Consider the following 16,532-nt stretch of genomic DNA (forward strand, 5'->3'; position numbering starts at 1 on the left):
GAGCCTCCCGTGGTCGACCCCGGCGGACCCCCAGGGCACCCGGACAGGTCCCCGCGGGCGTGGTCCACCCCCGGCGCAGGGCCCGCTTCCTGCTGCTCGGCATGCTCCTGGTCCTGAGTCTCTTCGCCGCCCAGCTCGTACGCCTCCAGGGCCTGGACGCGGCCAGCGTCTCCGCCGCCGCCCTCGACAGCAGGCTCGAGGTCAAGGTCATCCCGGCGGCCCGCGGGTCGATCACCGACTCCGACGGCGACGAGCTCGCCGTGAGCAGCGAGCGTCGCCGCGTGATCGCCGACCCCAAGCTCGTCGAGGACTACGCCGTCTACGAGGACGGGGAGAAGATCGCCGAGGGCTTCGCCCCGGCCGCCGACGTCATCGCGGAGGTCACCGGCGCCGACAAGGCCACGATCCTCGAGCGGCTCAGCAACCCCAGCTCGGAGCGCTACACGGTGCTCGTCCCCGACATCTCCCCACAGGTCTGGCAGGAGCTCAGCAAGCGCAACGTGCGGGGCATCAGCTCCGAGTCCTTCATGCGACGGGACTACCCGCTGGGGGAGGCCGCGGCCCCGCTCATCGGCTGGATCGGCTCGGGGGAGCAGCCGGCGGGCGGGATGGAGCTGGTGCACAACGAGGGTCTGGTCGGCGTGCCTGGGGAGGCGGTCTACGAGCGCGGCCGCACCGGCGAGGTCATCAGCACCGGCATCTACGAGGAGGAGCCGGCCCAGCCCGGCGGCGACGTCCGGCTGAGCCTGGACGCCGACCTGCAGTGGTACGCCTACGACGCCGTGCGGACCAGGGTCAAGGAGGCCGGGGCGCTGTCGGGCTACGCCGCCGTCATGGAGGTCGAGACCGGGCGGATCGTGGCACTGGCCTCCTATCCCTCCTTCGACCCAGCCGACAGCACCCAGACGGCCGGCGGGATGCGCAACGCCGCCATCGAGGACGTCTACGAGCCGGGCTCGACCGCCAAGCTGATCACCGCGGCGGCTGCCCTCGAGGAAGGCATCATCGGGCGGGACGACCCGATCCAGGTCCCCGTGAGCACCCGCAAGGGCACGATGTACCGCGGCGGCTTCTACTTCAAGGACGTCGAGGACCACCCCGTCCAGTACCTCACCTTCGCCGGTGTCCTGGCGCGGTCCTCCAACATGGGCACGATCCTCTACGGCGAGAAGCTGGGCGAGGAGAAGCTCGACTCGTGGCTGCGCAAGTTCGGGCTGGGGAGCCTGACCGGTCACGGGCTCCCGGGAGAGTCGCCCGGCCTGGTCCCGGACCTGTCGACCTGGAGCGCCTCGACGCAGTACACGATGATGTTCGGGCAGGGTCTGTCCGGCTCGTTCCTGCAGCAGCTGGCGGTCTTCCAGACCGTGGCCAACAAGGGTGTGCGGCTGGCTCCGTCCTTCGTCGAGGGCACCACCGACGAGGAGGGCCGCTACACCGAGGCCGCGCTGCCCGAGGGCGAGCGGATCATCTCCGAGGAGACCGCGGCCACCCTGACCGAGATCATGCAGCAGATCCCGTCCTCGGCCGGCACCGCACCGCTCGCCGCGATCGACGGCTACCACGTGGCCGGCAAGACGAGCACGGCGAGCCGGATCGATCCCAAGACCGGCCGCTACAACGGCGTGACCTCCAGCTTCATGGGCTTCGCCCCGGCGGAGAACCCCAGATATGTCGTCGGCGTCGCCGTCCAGAAGCCCTCGAGGATCAGTGACTACGGCGGTGTCATCGCCGGCCCGGTCTTCTCCTCGATCATGCGCTACGCCCTGCAGAAGGACGGGATCGCGCCCGCCACCGAGCCCCCGGTGAAGATCGACCTGGAATACGACCCCGAGAAGAAGGTCAAGGGCCAGCCTGGTGTCACACTGGGCGACATCGCGCTCAAGGACGAAGGGAACTCGTAGGTGATCCGCCTGACCCTGCGCGAGATCGCCGAGGTCACCGGTGGTCGCGTGCATCCCGACCTGCCGCGCACCCGTGACCTCGTGGTCTCCTCCGCGGTCGTGACCGACTCGCGGCTGGCCGAGCCCGGCAGCCTCTACGTCGCCCGGCGAGGCGAGACGGCCGACGGTCACGACTTCCTGGCCTCCGCCGCCGAGCACGGTGCCGTGGCCGCCCTGACCAACCGAACCAGCGACCTGCTGCCCTGCATCGTGGTGGACGAGAACCCGCAGCGGCTGTCCGAGCGCCCCGACCGGCCCCCCTACGACGCCGTGACCCGGGCCTTCGCCGCCCTGGCGCGCGAGGTCCACGACCGGTGCCTGGCGGCCGGCGGCCTGAAGGTGGTGGGCATCACCGGCAGCTCGGGCAAGACCTCCACCAAGGACCTCATGGCCCAGGTGCTGGCGCGGCTCGGCACCACGCTCGCCCCCGAGGCCTCCTACAACTCCGAGGTCGGCGTCCCCCTCACCGTGGCCCGCCTCACCGAGGACACCGACTTCCTCGTGGCTGAGATGGGTGCCTCCGGCATCGGTCACATCGAGCACCTCACCCAGGTCGCCCCGCCGCAGATCAGCGTCGTGCTCAACGTCGGCTCCGCCCACCTCGGTGAGTTCGGCGGCAAGGAGGCCATCGCCACCGCCAAGTCCGAGATCGTCAGGGCCCTGCCGCAGGGTGGCCTGGCCGTGCTCAACGCCGACGACCCGGTGGTGGCCGCGATGGCGTCCATCGCCGAGGAGGTCGGGGCGCGTGTGGTGCTCGTCGGCCGCTCGGCGACGGCCCAGGTGCGTGCCACCGACGTCGCGATCGACGGCGGAGGACGGGCCAGCTTCAGCCTGCACGGACCCGGGACCCCCGACGAGGGTGTCCCGGTGGTGCTGCGGCTCGTCGGTCGGCACCACGTCGACAACGCGCTGGCCGTGGCCGCCGTCGCCCACGAGTGGGGCATGGCCTGGGAGGACGTGGCCACCGCGCTGAGCGGGGCCGAGGCGCTGTCGCGCTGGCGGATGGAGGTCACCGCCCGCCCGGACGGGGTGACGGTCGTCAACGACGCCTACAACGCCAATCCCGACTCGATGCGGGCCGCGCTGCAGACCCTGGCCCAGATGCGGCCGGCGTCCGGGCGCACCGTCGCGGTCGTGGGGGGGATGCTCGAGCTGGGCGAGAACGCCGAGCAGGAGCACCGGGGGATCGGGGCCCTGGCCGCCGAGCTGGGGATCGACCAGCTCGTCACGGTCGGTGACCTGGCGGAGCCCGCTGCCGCCGCATACCTGGCCGCCGGGGGCGCGGACGCGCAGGTGGTGGGGGACCGGCACGAGGCCCACGACCTGCTGCGCCGCACGTTGGGCGCCGGCGACGTGGTGCTGCTGAAGTCCAGCCGTGACTCGGGCCTGCGCCTGCTGGGGGACGACCTCGCCGCGGAAGGCTCCGCGGCACCCGGCACCAGCCCGACGGATGGAGACCTCTAGATGGTCAACGTGGTCCTGGCCGGCGGCGTCGCGATGGTCGCGGCGCTCTTCGGCACACCCCTGTTCATCAAGTTCCTCGTCCGACGGGGCTACGGCCAGTTCATCCGCGACGACGGCCCCACCTCGCACCACACCAAGCGCGGCACGCCCACCATGGGCGGTGCCGTCATCATCCTGGCCACCCTGCTGGGCTATCTCATCTCCCACCTGCTGCTGATCCTGCTGGACGTGACCGGGATGGTGGAGGTCACGCACAGCCGGTTCACCCTCAGCGCCCTGCTCGTGCTCTTCCTCATCACCGGCCTGGGCTTCATCGGCTTCCTGGACGACTACACCAAGATCTCCAAGCAGCGCAGCCTCGGTCTGACCTCGGTCGAGAAGCTCGCCGGCCAGACCGTGGTCGCGGTGATCTTCGCGGTGCTCGCCCTGCAGAGCCCCGGTGACAACAGCCGCAGCCCCGCCTCGACGGCCATCTCCTTCGTCCGCGACACCTCGCTGGACCTGGCCGCCGCCGGGCCGGTGCTGGGCGTGATCCTCTTCATCATCTGGGCCAACATCCTCATCGCCGGCGCCTCCAACGGCGTCAACCTCACCGACGGCCTCGACGGGCTGGCGACCGGCGCGAGCGTCATGGTCTTCGGCGCCTACTCGATCATCGGGATCTGGCAGTACAACCAGAACTGCCAGATCGCGCCCGGTCCCAACTGCTACGACGTGCGTGACGCGCTCGACCTCGCGGTGGTCGCCTGCTCGGTCGCCGGCGCCTGCTTCGGCTTCCTGTGGTGGAACGCCTCGCCGGCCAAGATCTTCATGGGCGACACCGGCTCGCTGGCCCTCGGCGGCGGCCTGGCCGGCCTGGCGATCACCACCCACACCGAGCTGCTCCTGGCCGTCCTGGGCGGGCTGTTCGTCATCATCACCCTGTCGGTGATCATCCAGGTCGCCTCGTTCAAGACCACGGGCAGACGGGTCTTCCGGATGGCGCCGCTGCAGCACCACTTCGAGCTGCTCGGGTGGGCCGAGGTCACGATCGTCATCCGCTTCTGGATCATCGCGGGCATCTGCGTCGCCCTGGGCCTGGCCCTCTTCTACGGCGAATGGGTGGCCAACCTGTGAGCCCTCGCGACCTGGAGGAGCTGAGCCACCGCGACGCCGACTGGGCGGGCCTGAAGGCCCTCGTGACCGGTCTGGGCGTCAGCGGGTTCGCCGCCGCCGACGCGCTGCTCCAGCACGGCGCGGCGGTGGTCGTCGTCGACGCCGGGAGCAGCACCGCACGCGAGCGCCAGGAGACCCAGGCGGGGATCCTGGGCATCATGGGCGCCGACGTGCGGATCGGCCCGGAGCACGTGGCCGGCTGGCCCGACGGGCTCGACGTCGACGTCGTCGTGACCTCCCCGGGCTGGCCGCCGCACCACCCCGTGCTCGCGGAGGCGCAGCGGCGCGGCATCCCGGTCTGGAGCGAGGTCGAGCTCGCCTGGCGGCTGCGGCCCCTGACCGGGGCGGCCCCCTGGATCGCGATCACCGGCACCAACGGCAAGACCACCACCGTCCAGCTCGTCGAGACGATCCTGCGCGCGGCGGGGCTGCGCGCCATCGCCGTCGGCAACGTCGGCACCCCGATCCTGGACGCCGTCCAGCACCCGGAGCCCTTCGACGTCATCGCCGTCGAGCTGTCCAGCTTCCAGCTGCACTTCACCCACTCGATGGCCCCGGCCGCCAGCGCCGTGCTCAACCTGGCGCCCGACCACCTCGACTGGCACGGCTCGCTGGAGGCCTACGCGGCGGACAAGGCCAGGATCTACGAACGGACGAAGCTCGCCTGCGTCTACAACGTGCAGGACCCGCGCACCGAGACCATGGTCGAGGAGGCCGACGTCCAGGAGGGCTGCCGCGCCATCGGCTTCACCCTCGGCACGCCGGGCCGCTCGATGGTCGGGCTGGTCGAGGACGTGCTGGCCGACCGTGCCTTCACCGAGCAGCGCGCCACCTCGGCCGTCGAGATCGGCACGCTGGAGGATCTCGAGCACGCCTCCGGCGGCACCGTCACGCCCCCGCCCCACCTCGTCGCCAACGCCCTCGCCGCGGCCGCGCTGACCCGGGCCGTGGGGATCCAGCCCGCCGAGGTCCGCGAGGGGCTGCGCGCCTTCCGCACCGACGCCCACCGCACCGCCGTCGTGGCGCAGGTCGACGGCGTCACCTGGGTGGACGACTCCAAGGCCACCAACCCGCACGCCGCCCAGGCGGCGCTTGCCGCATACCCGAGCATCGTGTGGGTCGCCGGAGGGCAGCTCAAGGGCGCCGACGTGGACGAGCTCGTCGCCGGGGTCGCCGACCAGCTGCGCGCCGTCGTGCTCGTCGGCGTCGACCGGGCGCAGATCGCGGCCTCGGTCGCCCGACACGCGCCCGACGTCCCCGTCCACGACCTCGGGGTCACCGACCATGGGGACATGGAGGCACTCGCGCGACTGATGGACGACGTCGTCGCCCGGTCCGCGCAGGAGGCGCGCGCCGGAGACGTCGTGCTGCTCTCACCCGCGGCTGCCTCGCTGGACATGTTCCCCAGTTATGGCTCGCGCGGCGACGCCTTCTCGGCCGCGGTGCACCGCCGGCTCGGCACGGGCGGAGACGGCACGGGGAGCCAGGGGACGGGGGAGCAGGGATGACGTCGATCACGCGACAGCGCGGGCTCCGGCCAGGAGGGTCCGGGCCGCGGGGCAGCGCCGCGCAGGCCGGGGACGGCGGATGGTCGGTGACCACCGTCGGCGAGTGGCTACGGTCGCCGGTGGCTCCCTACTATCTCGTCCTGGCCTCGGTCTCCCTGCTGACCGGGCTCGGTCTGGTGATGGTCCTGTCCGCCAGCAGCGTCGGGTCCTACGCCGAGAGCGGAAACTCCTACGAGGTCTTCCTCGACCAGGTCATCTATGCCGGGATCGGCATCACCCTGGCCTTCATCGCCTCCCGCGTCCCCGTGTCCTGGTGGAAGCGCCTGGCGTGGCCCGCGGCGATCCTGGCCCTGCTCCTGCAGGCGCTGGTGTTCACCCCGCTGGGCGTCGGTGAGTTCCAGGGCAACAACAACTGGATCAGCGTCGGCGGGCGGACCCTGCAGCCCTCGGAGTTCGGCAAGGTCGCGATGGTCGTCTTCGGCGCCGCCGTCCTGGCCAGCAAGCGCAAGGTCATGCACAAGATCGGCCACGCCACCATCCCGCTGGTCTTCCCCGTCGGGCTCGTCCTGGTGGGGCTGGTCATGCAGGGCAACGACCTGGGCACCGGCATGATCCTGCTGGCCATCATCGTCGGGCTGCTGTGGTCGGCCGGGCTGCCCGGCCGGTGGTTCGCCGGTGTCGGGGCGGTCATCGGCCTCGGCGTCGCCTACCTGGCCACGGGCAGCGCCAACCGGATGCAGCGCATCCAGATCTGGCTGGGCGACATCTGCGACGGCGGCCCGCACGCCGACCCCGGTTGCTTCCAGAAGGTCCACGCCGAGTGGGCGCTGGCCGACGGTGGCTGGTGGGGCCTGGGCCTGGGGGAGTCCCGCGAGAAGTGGGGCCTGCTGCCCGAGCCGCACAACGACTTCATCCTCGCGATCATCGGGGAGGAGCTCGGCCTGGGCGGCACCTTCGCGGTGCTGGGGCTCTTCGCCGTGCTGGCCTACGCCTGCTTCCGCATCGTGAGCCAGGCCGAGGACCCCTTCACCCGCCTGGCCGCCTCCGGGGTGATGGTGTGGATGCTGGTCCAGGCCCTCCTCAACATTGGCTCGGTCATCGGCATGCTGCCGATCATCGGCGTGCCGCTCCCGCTGGTCTCCAGCGGTGGCTCGGCCCTCATCGCCGCCCTCCTGGGGATGGGCTTCCTGCTGTCGCTGGCCCGCTCCCTGCCGGGGGCGGCCGAGTCGATGGGCGGCCGCACCTCGACCTTGCGCCGCACCTTCGCCGCGATCCCCAGCACCACCTGGCGGCGCACCGCGCGGCCGTCCGTCGGGGGATCCGCCGCGGCCCGGTCCACGGCCGGTGCCGCGAGGCGCACCCGTGCGGCGGGCGCTGCGAGGGGGACGTCGTCGAACCGCGCCCGCGCCGGCGCCCGTGGCGACGTCCGCAGCTCTGCGCGCAGCTCGGCCCGGGGGCGCCCGGCGAAGACCCGACGGGGCGGGAGGATCCGGTGACCTTGTCCGTCGTGCTGGCCGGTGGCGGGTCGGCCGGCCACGTCAACCCGCTCCTGGCCACGGCCGAGGCCCTGCGTCGCCGCGTGCCGGACGTGCGCATCGCGGTCCTCGGCACCGCCGAGGGCCTGGAGGCGCGCCTGGTGCCTGAGCGGGGCCACGACCTGCGCCTCGTCCCCAAGGTGCCTTTCCCCCGGCGTCCCAGCAAGGCCGCCCTCGGCTTCCCCGGGGCGCTCCTGCGGGCGATCGGGGCGGCCTCGTCGGTCATCACCGAGGTCGACGCGGACGTCGTCGTCGGCTTCGGCGGCTACGTGGCCACCCCGGCCTACCTGGCCGCCAGGAAGGCCGGCGTCCCCATCGTCATCCACGAGCAGAACGCCCGTCCGGGCCTGGCCAACCGGCTCGGTGCCCGCGTGAGCCGCACCGTGGGCACCACCTTCGCCAGCACCGACCTGCCGCACGCCGTCCGGGTCGGGCTGCCGCTGCGTGACGAGATCCGCGACCTCGACCGCGCCGCCTCCCGGGCGGAGGGCCTGGAGCACTTCGGGCTCCAGGCCGACCGACCGACCCTGCTGGTCTTCGGCGGGTCGCTGGGGGCCCAGCGGCTCAACACCGCCTTCGCCGACGCGGGCCAGGACCTGCTCGACGCCGGCGTCCAGGTGCTCCACCTCACCGGGGCCGGCAAGGACATCGAGCCGCCCCACGCCGACCCCGGCGGCGCCCGCCACGTCACCCTGCCCTACACCGACCGGATGGACCTGGCCTACGCCGTCGCCGACCTCGCCGTCTGCCGCTCCGGCGCGGGCACGGTCAGCGAGCTGGCGGCCGTGGGCCTGCCGGCGGTCTACGTCCCGCTGCCCATCGGCAACGGCGAGCAGCGGCTCAACGCCGCCGAGGTCGTCGAGGCCGGGGGCGGGCTGCTCGTCGACGACGGCGACGTGGACGGCGCCTGGGTCCGCCGGACCGTGCTGCCGCTGGTCACCGACCGTGCCCGGCTCGACCAGATGTCCGCCGCGGCGGCCGCGCACGGGGAGCGCGACGCCGACGACCGGCTCGTCGACCTGATCCTCCGCGCCGCGGGACGCGCGTGAGGTGAGCCCCGCCTTGGCCACCCCGCGCTTCGACTTCACCGCCCCGGTCCCACCGGTGACGGAGCTGGGCCGCGTCCACTTCATCGCCATCGGCGGGTCCGGGATGTCCGCCGTCGCCCGCCTCTACCTCGAGCAGGGCGTGAGCGTCAGCGGCTCCGACCGCTCCGACGGCGCAGCGCTGCGCGAGCTCCAGGCCGAGGGCGCCACCGTCCACGTCGGCCACGACCCGGCCCACGTCGCCGACGTGGACACGGTCGTCATCTCCAGCGCCATCCCCGAGGACAACGTCGAGCTCGCGGCGGCACGGGCCGCCGGGCTGCGCGTCCTGCACCGGGCGCAGGGCATCGCCGCCCTCCTGCCGGGTCGCGACGCGATCGCCGTCGCCGGGGCCAACGGCAAGACGACCACCAGCGCGATGACCACCGTGGCGCTGCAGGCGGCCGGGGCGGAGCCCGGCTATGTCATCGGCGCCCCGCTGGCCCAGACCGGGAGCAATGCCGCTTCCGGTGCGCCAGGTTCGCCGATCGTGGTGGAGGCGGACGAGAGCGACGGGTCCTTCCTCGTCTACCGTCCGCTCGTCGCGGTCGTCACCAACGTCCAGCCCGACCACCTCGACTTCTACGGCGACTACGCCGCGGTGCAGGAGGCCTACGCCGCCTTCGTGGGCACCATCCGGCCCGGCGGGCTGCTGGTGACCAACGCCGACGACGCCGGTGCCGCCCGGCTCGCCGGGCGGGCCCGCGAGGCCGGGGTCCGCGTGCTGACGTGGGGCACTGGCCCCGAGGCCGACGTCCGTCTCACCGACCTGTCGACCACCGGACGCAGCGCCCGCGCCACGCTCACCCTGCCGGACGCCCGCACGGTCCGGCTCGACCTGCCGGTCCCGGGGCTGCATGCGCTCCACAACGCCACCGCCGCGCTGCTGGCGACCACCGTCGGGCTCGGGCTGCCGATGGAGCAGGCGTTGGCGGGGCTGGCCGGCTTCGGTGGCGCACACCGTCGCTTCGAGCCCAAGGGCGAGGCTGCGGGCGTCGAGATCGTCGACGACTACGCCCACAACGCGCCCAAGGTCGCCGCCCTGGTCCACGCGGCACGCACGGCGGCCGACGGCCGGCGGTTGGTCGTCGCCTTCCAGCCGCACCTGTTCAGCCGCACCCGCGACTTCGCCGAGGGTTTCGCCGACGGGCTCGCCGGGGCGGACGTGCTCGTCCTGCTGCCGATCTACGGCGCCCGCGAGACCCAGGAGCAGTATCCCGAGGTCACCTCCGGCCTCCTGGCGGACCTCGTCCGGTCCCGGGGCACCGGCGTGGAGGTGCACGAGACCGCAGACCTGGCGTCAGCGCCGCATACCCTCCGGACGCTGGTGCGCGAGGGTGACCTGGTCGTCACCGTCGGCGCCGGGGACGTGACGACCGTCGGACCGCGGCTGCTGGACCTGCTCCGGGAGGACACGGTATGAGGTGGCCGCGCCTTCCCGACCGTCCGCGCCTCGGGCGTGCTCGGGGTGAGAAGGGGACAGCACCGACCAGGGGTGGGGTGCCTGCGGAGGCGCCGCCCCGGCGTCGCGGTTCCCTGCGGCGCAGCCTCATGATCTGGGGCGTCGTCGGGACCGTGCTGGCGGCGGCACTGGTCTTCCTCTTCTACTTCTCGGCGGCCTTCGTGGTGAAGGACATCGCGGTGAAGGGTGCCAAGGGAGATCTGGCCGACACCGTCGTGGAGCTGGCGCGGATCCCGCACGGGCGCCCGCTGGCGAGGGTCTCCGAGTCCGGGGTGCAGGAGCGGGTCCTGGCCGAGCCGCGGATCGCCGACGTGCAGGTGCAGCGGTCGTGGCCCTCGTCGATCACCTTCGAGGTCACGCTGCGCGAGCCGGCGCTGGCGCTGCGCAACGGCAAGACGTTCTCCCTCTCCGATGCGGGGGGCGTGGTCTACGGCACGGCGAAGAAGGCGCCCAAGGGTGTGCCGGTGGTGCAGGTCAGCGCGGCGCCCGACCAGCTGACCGCCGAGACGGTCAAGGGGCTCAACGAGCTGCTGGCCTCGCGGCCCGACGCCAAGGCGCTCGGCGGGAAGCTCGGCACGCCGGTGCTGGCTGCCGACGGCACCGTGACCATGAAGGTCGAGCAGCTCGAGATCGCCTGGGGCGAGCCGGTCGACACCGACAAGAAGTGGGCCGTGATCACCGCTCTGCTGGCCCAGCCCTCGATCGACCCCCAGGGGGCGATCCCGCAGAAGATCGACGTGACGCTGCCCGACCAGCCGGTCGTCACCGGTATCCCGCCGGCGCCCCAGGGCTAGCGACCCCACCGGCCGGCATGCCGGCCGATGTCTCGACCGGTATCTCGACCGAGATCTCGACCTGAAGTCGAGGTTGAAGTGCTTGGGGTGGTGGTGGGTTGTCGAACTATGCTTCCCCCGAAGCACCCTCCCGAGTTGCACCCTCCCGAAAGGTCCACCCGTGTCCGCTGCGCAGAACTACCTGGCCGTCATCAAGGTCGTCGGCATCGGCGGTGGTGGCGTCAACGCCATCAACCGGATGATCGAGGTCGGCCTCAAGGGCGTCGAGTTCATCGCCATCAACACCGACGCGCAGGCTCTGCTCATGAGTGATGCCGACGTCAAGCTCGACGTGGGCCGTGAGCTCACCCGGGGTCTGGGCGCCGGCGCCGACCCGGAGGTCGGCCGTCGTGCCGCCGAAGACCACACCGAGGAGATCGAGGAGGCCCTGCGCGGCGCCGACATGGTCTTCGTCACCGCCGGCGAGGGCGGCGGCACCGGCACCGGCGGCGCGCCCGTCGTGGCCAAGATCGCCAAGTCGCTGGGCGCCCTGACCATCGGCGTCGTGACCCGCCCCTTCACCTTCGAGGGCCGCCGCCGCGCCAACCAGGCCGAGTCGGGCATCACCTCGCTGCGTGAAGAGGTCGACACCCTGATCGTCATCCCCAACGACCGGCTGCTGTCCATCTCGGACCGCTCCGTCAGCATGCTCGACGCCTTCCGCAGCGCCGACCAGGTGCTCCTCTCCGGTGTCCAGGGCATCACTGACCTGATCACCACCCCCGGTCTGATCAACCTCGACTTCGCCGACGTCAAGTCGGTCATGCAGGGTGCCGGGTCCGCGCTCATGGGGATCGGCTCGGCCCGCGGCGAGGACCGTGCCGTCCAGGCCGCCGAGCTGGCCATCTCCAGCCCGTTGCTCGAGGCCAGCATCGAGGGCGCGCACGGCGTGCTGCTCTCGGTCCAGGGTGGCTCCGACCTCGGCCTGTTCGAGATCAACGAGGCCGCCCGCCTGGTGCAGGAGGCCGCGCACCCGGAGGCCAACATCATCTTCGGTGCGGTCATCGACGACTCCCTGGGCGACGAGGTGCGCGTCACCGTCATCGCCGCCGGTTTCGACGGAGGTGCGCCGCAGGCGCGCGCCGACGAGCGTGCGCTCGGGCAGATCCAGCCCGGCGGTGCCTCCCGGCCCCAGCAGCGCGCCCAGGGCCAGCCCCAGCAGGGTCAGCCCCAGCAGGGCGGCCAGCACTTCCAGGGCCAGCAGGCCCAGGGGCAGCAGCCCGGCATGGGCGGGCAGGGTCAGCCGCAGCAGGGCAACCAGGGCCAGCAGGCCGGTCAGCCCCAGCAGCCCGGCCAGGCACGTCCGCCGCAGCAGGGTCAGCCCCAGCAGGGTCAGCCCCAGCAGGGTCAGCCCCAGCAGGGTCAGCCCCAGGGTGGTCAGTCGCAGCAGCCCGGCCAGGCCACGCAGCGGCCGGTCCAGCAGCCGCCCCGCCAGGTGACCTTCGAGGACGACGGCGACGACCTGGACGTCCCCGACTTCCTGAAGTGACCTCGAGGTGATGCGTGGGCCCGACCGGATGATCCGGTCGGGCCCACGTCATTCTCGGGTGCGGGGATCCCGGGAGATAGGCTGAGCAGGTGTTCTTCTGGCGCCAACGCATCGAGCCCGACGGGCCGGGATACGGCGTGGAGTGGGCCTTCACGGACCGTTGGGGAGGGTCCAGCCAGGACCCGTACGGCGAGTTCAACCTGGCCCAGCACGTCGGTGACCTGCCCGACGCCGTGGAGACCAACCGGCACCGGCTCGCCCACGAGCTCGGCCTGCGACTGACCGACCTGCGGTTCATGGACCAGCAGCACGGCTGCGCGGTGGCACTCACCCCGGGAACCTCCGTGGGGCCGGACAGGGCAGGGGCCGGCGTGGCCGACGAGGCGCCGCCCGTCCTCGACTACGTCGGTGCCACCCCGCCCGTCGACGGCATCATCTCCGGCCGGACCGACGAGGCCCTGGTGGTCATGGTGGCCGACTGCACCCCGGTGCTCCTCCTGGACCGTCGGGAAGGACTCGTCGCCGCGGTGCACGCCGGCCGGCCGGGGATGGTCGGGGGAGTCGTGACCGAGACGGTCCGCCGGATGCGCCGGCTGGGGGCAGGGGCGCTGGAGGCGCTGGTGGGCCCCTCGGTCTGCCCGCGGTGCTACGAGGTCCCGGAGCAGATGCGCGCCACAGCGGCCGAGGCGGAGCCGGCGTCGGCCTCCGTGTCGTGGACGGGAACCCCGGCCATCGACGTCGCCGCCGGTGTCGTGGCCCAGCTGGCCCGGGAGGACGTGTCCCTCCAGTGGCTGCCCGGCTGCACCCGGGAGGACGAGGACCTCTACTCCCACCGCCGCGACGGGGTCACGGGCCGCTTCGCCGGTGTCGTCCGGCTGCTGGCGCCGGAGGAGGTGGCATGACGCAGGACGAGCGCACCGCCGAGCTGAGCGCCAACCTGGAGGGCGTCCGCGGCCGCATCGAGGCCGCCTGCCGGGCGTCGGACCGCGACCCCGATGAGCTGACGCTGGTGGCGGTCACCAAGTTCTTCCCCGCCGCCGACGTCGCACGTCTGGTCGGGCTCGGCGTCACCGACGTGGGGGAGAGCAAGGAGCAGGAGGCGTTGCCCAAGGTCGCCGAGCTCACCACGGAGGTACGGCAGGCGGTGCGCGTGCACTTCGTGGGCCAGCTCCAGACCAACAAGGCCAACCGGGTCGCCCGCTTCGCCGACGTCGTCCAGTCCGTCGACCGGGACCGCCTGGTCACCGCCCTCGACCGCGGTGCCGAGCTCGCCCTCGAGGGTGAGCTGCGGCATACCCCCCTCGACATCACCCTGCAGGTCGACCTCGGTGAGGGCGAGGACCAGGGGCGGGGAGGGGTGCTGCCCGCGGACCTTCCGGCGCTGGTCGCGCAGGCCGCGGACGCCGAGCACCTTCGGCTGCGCGGGCTCATGGCGGTCGCGCCGTACGGGCTGGACGACGAGGGCACCGCCCGTGCCTTCGACCGGCTCAGGGAGCTCTCCGACCGGGTGCAGGGGGACCACCCGGAGGCGTCGTGGCTGTCGATGGGGATGAGTGGCGACCTCGAGCTCGCGATCCGATCAGGAGCGACACACCTGCGTGTCGGGACCGCAATACTCGGATCGCGCCCTTCACCCCGGTAGCGTCGGTCACGACCGATCCACCCCACGGGTAGACGCCCGTACGCACCAAGGAGCTCGCATACATGGCCGGGGCACTGCGCAAGACCATGGAGTACCTCGGACTCGCTGAGTCCGACGAGCGTTACGACGACTACGACGCCTACCGGGAGGAGCCCGTCCGCGACGAGGCCCCCGTGCGCCAGATCCGGGACGAGGACGGTCCCAGCGCGGAGGTGGCCCCGCTGCACCGCCGCACCCCGGTCGCCCAGGTCGTCAGGGAGCCCCAGATGAGCGAGCTCAACCGGATCACCACGATCCACCCCCGCACCTACAACGAGGCCAAGAACATCGGCGAGGCCTTCCGCGGCGGCATCCCGGTGATCATGAACCTCACCGACATGGACGACGCGGACGCCAAGCGCCTGGTGGACTTCGCCGCGGGTCTGGCCTTCGGCCTGCACGGCTCCATCGAGCGCGTGACCAGCAAGGTCTTCCTGCTCAGCCCCGAGCACATCGAGGTGCAGGGCAGCAGCGGCGCGCAGGCTGCGAAGCCGGCGACGCCGTTCAACCAGAGCTGAGGACCTACCCTGGTGGGTATGGTCGGTCAGACGCTCTACCTGCTCCTCACCTTCTACTTCGCCGTGCTCATCGGACGGCTGATCCTGGACTGGGTGCAGGTCTTCTCCCGGGACTGGCGTCCCAAGGGGCCGGTCCTGGTCCTGGCCAACGGCATCTACGCGCTGACCGACCCGCCGCTGAAGGCGCTGCGCAAGGTCGTCCCGCCGCTGCGGATCGGCCAGGTCGCCCTGGATCTCGGGTTCCTCATCCTGATCGTCCTGGTGAGCATCGCGCAGGGATTCGCGCGCACGCTTCCCTTCTGAATCCGGCGGGGTCTGCGGGGATAGGTTCTGCGTTACAGTTGCCCTGCACGTGCACACCGCACGGCATCGGGCATGCCCCCTGGTCGGCATGCGTCGGTGAGTTTCCTGACCCGAGGTGAAACATGGCGCTGTCCCCCGAGGACGTCATCAAGAAGAGCTTCAGCGCGACGCACCTGCGTCGCGGCTACGACGAGACCCAGGTGGATGACTTCCTGGACGAGGTCGTGGTCGAGCTCCGTCGGCTGATCTCCGAGAACGACGGGCTGCGGTCCGACCTGGACGACTGCCTCGCCAGCCGGGGGATGGGTGGGGACGACACCGACTACGTGCCCTCCGGCGCTGCCGCCGTTGCCGGCCTGGGGACCGACCCGGCCGAGCTGGACTCCCTGCGCGCCGAGCTGGACGAGGTGCGTGCGCGCGCCGAGGCCGCCGAGTCCGAGCGGGACCGGCTCGCCGAGGTGGCTCGGGCCGCCGAGACCGAGGGCGGGGCCGGTGCAGACCTGTCCGCCGAGGTGGAGGAGCTGCGTCGCCAGCTCGCCGCCTGCGAGCAGAGCCGCGCCGAGGCCGAGCGTGCCGCGGCCGACGCAGCCGAGAAGGTCGAGCGCTATGCCGCCGGCGACGACGCCGCTGCCGCCGCGCAGGCCGAGCTCAAGGACCTCCGTGACCGCGTCGCCGCGGCCGACGAGGAGTCCAAGACCCTGCAGGCCCGCCTCGGGGAGAACGAGGAGCTCCTGCAGCAGGCCCGCACGGAGGCCGCCGAGGCCCAGGCCCGTGCCGAGGAGGCCGAGCGCCGCTCCGCCGAGGAGGCCGCACCGATGGCGGCTGCCGCCGCCGCGCCGGCCGCCGCGGTCGGGGCCGGTGGGGCCAACGAGTCGAGCGCGATCATCTCCCTGGCCCAGCGTCTGCACGACCAGCACGTCGCCGAGGGTGAGAGCACCAAGTCCCGCCTCATCGAGGAGGGCGACACCTACCGCGAGACCGTCGTCGCCGAGGCGGACGCCAAGGCCAACGAGCTGGTCACGACCGGCCAGGAGACGCACGACCGCCTCGTCTCCGAGGGCCAGCAGCAGCGCGAGCAGCTCATCACCGAAGGTCAGGAGACCCACGACCGCCTCGTCACCGAGGGCCAGGCCCGGCACGACGAGCTGGTCAGCACCGGCCAGGAGGCGCACGACCGCTTCGTCTCCGAGGGTCAGCAGCAGCGTGAGCAGCTGGTCACCGAGGGGCAGGCCCGCCACGACGAGCTGGTCACCACCGGTCAGTCCAGCCACGACACGATGGTCTCCGAGGCCGAGCAGCAGCGGCAGGAGATCCTGACCGACCTGAACTCGCAGCAGGAGGCCCTCAACGGGCGCATCAGCACCCTCCACACCCAGGAGGTCGACCTGCGCGACCGCCTCCGGGCCTTCCTCAACGACCAGCTGTCGATGATCGACGGGGACGCCAAGTCCTGACGCCCTGACAGCGACAGACATCGGCCGCAGCCACGAGCTGCAGCACCGCGACGCCCCGGCCGCCACGGCCCGGGCGTCCCCGTGTATGGGGGGGGTGTTTGGTTT

Annotated in this window: 14 protein-coding genes; all 14 read left to right on the forward strand. The window is 72.4% G+C overall.

All coding sequences use genetic code 11. The features are described from left to right. The first annotated feature begins 59 nt into the window (after positions 1-59). The 14 genes from ACTMMA_RS07805 to ACTMMA_RS07870 all read left to right on the forward strand — a co-directional run bounded on the left by ACTMMA_RS07805 (position 60) and on the right by ACTMMA_RS07870 (position 16,427). The gene (locus ACTMMA_RS07805; RefSeq protein ID WP_441189554.1) at positions 60-1,901 is read left to right on the forward strand and encodes a peptidoglycan D,D-transpeptidase FtsI family protein; all 1,842 of its coding nucleotides are present in this window, start codon (positions 60-62) and stop codon (positions 1,899-1,901) included. Beyond that, the gene (locus ACTMMA_RS07810; protein WP_441189555.1) at positions 1,902-3,404 is read left to right on the forward strand and encodes a UDP-N-acetylmuramoyl-tripeptide--D-alanyl-D-alanine ligase; all 1,503 of its coding nucleotides are present in this window, start codon (positions 1,902-1,904) and stop codon (positions 3,402-3,404) included. Further along, positions 3,405-4,520, forward strand: a complete 1,116-nt coding sequence (gene mraY / locus ACTMMA_RS07815) for a phospho-N-acetylmuramoyl-pentapeptide-transferase (RefSeq protein ID WP_441189556.1) — start codon at positions 3,405-3,407, stop codon at positions 4,518-4,520. Beyond that, positions 4,502-6,067 (forward strand): UDP-N-acetylmuramoyl-L-alanine--D-glutamate ligase, encoded by a 1,566-nt coding sequence (gene murD / locus ACTMMA_RS07820; protein WP_441189557.1) that lies wholly within the window; start codon positions 4,502-4,504, stop codon positions 6,065-6,067. Before mraY ends, murD begins: the two co-directional genes overlap by 19 nt. Then, a complete protein-coding gene (gene ftsW, locus ACTMMA_RS07825) occupies positions 6,064-7,563 on the forward strand; it encodes a putative lipid II flippase FtsW (protein WP_441189558.1) in 1,500 nt (499 codons plus the stop codon). The genes murD and ftsW overlap by 4 nt, the downstream gene beginning before the upstream one ends. Continuing rightward, positions 7,560-8,651: an undecaprenyldiphospho-muramoylpentapeptide beta-N-acetylglucosaminyltransferase gene (gene murG / locus ACTMMA_RS07830; protein ID WP_441189559.1), complete on the forward strand. Its 1,092-nt coding sequence runs from the start codon at positions 7,560-7,562 to the stop codon at positions 8,649-8,651. Before ftsW ends, murG begins: the two co-directional genes overlap by 4 nt. Position 8,652: 1 nt before the next feature. Beyond that, the gene (gene murC / locus ACTMMA_RS07835; RefSeq protein WP_441189560.1) at positions 8,653-10,110 is read left to right on the forward strand and encodes a UDP-N-acetylmuramate--L-alanine ligase; all 1,458 of its coding nucleotides are present in this window, start codon (positions 8,653-8,655) and stop codon (positions 10,108-10,110) included. A gap of 128 nt (positions 10,111-10,238) precedes the next feature. Further along, on the forward strand, positions 10,239-10,943 hold the full coding sequence (locus tag ACTMMA_RS07840; protein ID WP_441189561.1) for a cell division protein FtsQ/DivIB: 705 nt from the start codon (positions 10,239-10,241) through the stop codon (positions 10,941-10,943). Positions 10,944-11,103: 160 nt separating this feature from the next. Beyond that, entirely contained in the window at positions 11,104-12,471 is a 1,368-nt protein-coding gene (gene ftsZ, locus ACTMMA_RS07845) for a cell division protein FtsZ (RefSeq protein WP_441189562.1), read from the forward strand. 89 nt (positions 12,472-12,560) lie between these two features. Next, positions 12,561-13,373 carry a purine nucleoside phosphorylase YfiH/LACC1 family protein gene (locus tag ACTMMA_RS07850; protein ID WP_441189563.1) on the forward strand — a complete coding sequence of 271 codons (813 nt, stop codon included), beginning with the start codon at positions 12,561-12,563 and terminating at the stop codon, positions 13,371-13,373. Further along, on the forward strand, positions 13,370-14,113 hold the full coding sequence (locus ACTMMA_RS07855) for a YggS family pyridoxal phosphate-dependent enzyme (protein WP_441189564.1): 744 nt from the start codon (positions 13,370-13,372) through the stop codon (positions 14,111-14,113). Before ACTMMA_RS07850 ends, ACTMMA_RS07855 begins: the two co-directional genes overlap by 4 nt. 62 nt (positions 14,114-14,175) lie before the next feature. Continuing rightward, a complete protein-coding gene (locus ACTMMA_RS07860; RefSeq protein WP_441189565.1) occupies positions 14,176-14,670 on the forward strand; it encodes a cell division protein SepF in 495 nt (164 codons plus the stop codon). Positions 14,671-14,688: 18 nt separating this feature from the next. Continuing rightward, complete coding sequence (locus tag ACTMMA_RS07865; RefSeq protein WP_441189566.1) at positions 14,689-14,973, forward strand: YggT family protein; 285 nt, start codon at positions 14,689-14,691, stop codon at positions 14,971-14,973. Between the two features lie 122 nt (positions 14,974-15,095). After that, positions 15,096-16,427, forward strand: a complete 1,332-nt coding sequence (locus ACTMMA_RS07870; protein ID WP_441189567.1) for a DivIVA domain-containing protein — start codon at positions 15,096-15,098, stop codon at positions 16,425-16,427. Positions 16,428-16,532 lie beyond the last annotated feature (105 nt).

It is taken from the genome of Ornithinimicrobium panacihumi (assembly GCF_052073805.1).
GTDB lineage: Bacteria > Actinomycetota > Actinomycetes > Actinomycetales > Dermatophilaceae > Ornithinicoccus > Ornithinicoccus panacihumi.

What these genes read in the sequence shown, in the direction of transcription:
- ACTMMA_RS07840 (WP_441189561.1), top strand. Translation starts at nt 10,239, where the DNA reads ATGATCTGGGGCGTCGTCGGGACCGTGCTGGCGGCGGCACTGGTCTTC.
- ACTMMA_RS07855 (WP_441189564.1), top strand. Translation starts at nt 13,370, where the DNA reads ATGACGCAGGACGAGCGCACCGCCGAGCTGAGCGCCAACCTGGAGGGC.
- ftsW (WP_441189558.1), top strand. Translation starts at nt 6,064, where the DNA reads ATGACGTCGATCACGCGACAGCGCGGGCTCCGGCCAGGAGGGTCCGGG.
- ACTMMA_RS07865 (WP_441189566.1), top strand. Translation starts at nt 14,689, where the DNA reads ATGGTCGGTCAGACGCTCTACCTGCTCCTCACCTTCTACTTCGCCGTG.
- murD (WP_441189557.1), top strand. Translation starts at nt 4,502, where the DNA reads ATGGGTGGCCAACCTGTGAGCCCTCGCGACCTGGAGGAGCTGAGCCAC.
- mraY (WP_441189556.1), top strand. Translation starts at nt 3,405, where the DNA reads ATGGTCAACGTGGTCCTGGCCGGCGGCGTCGCGATGGTCGCGGCGCTC.
- ACTMMA_RS07870 (WP_441189567.1), top strand. Translation starts at nt 15,096, where the DNA reads ATGGCGCTGTCCCCCGAGGACGTCATCAAGAAGAGCTTCAGCGCGACG.
- ACTMMA_RS07860 (WP_441189565.1), top strand. Translation starts at nt 14,176, where the DNA reads ATGGCCGGGGCACTGCGCAAGACCATGGAGTACCTCGGACTCGCTGAG.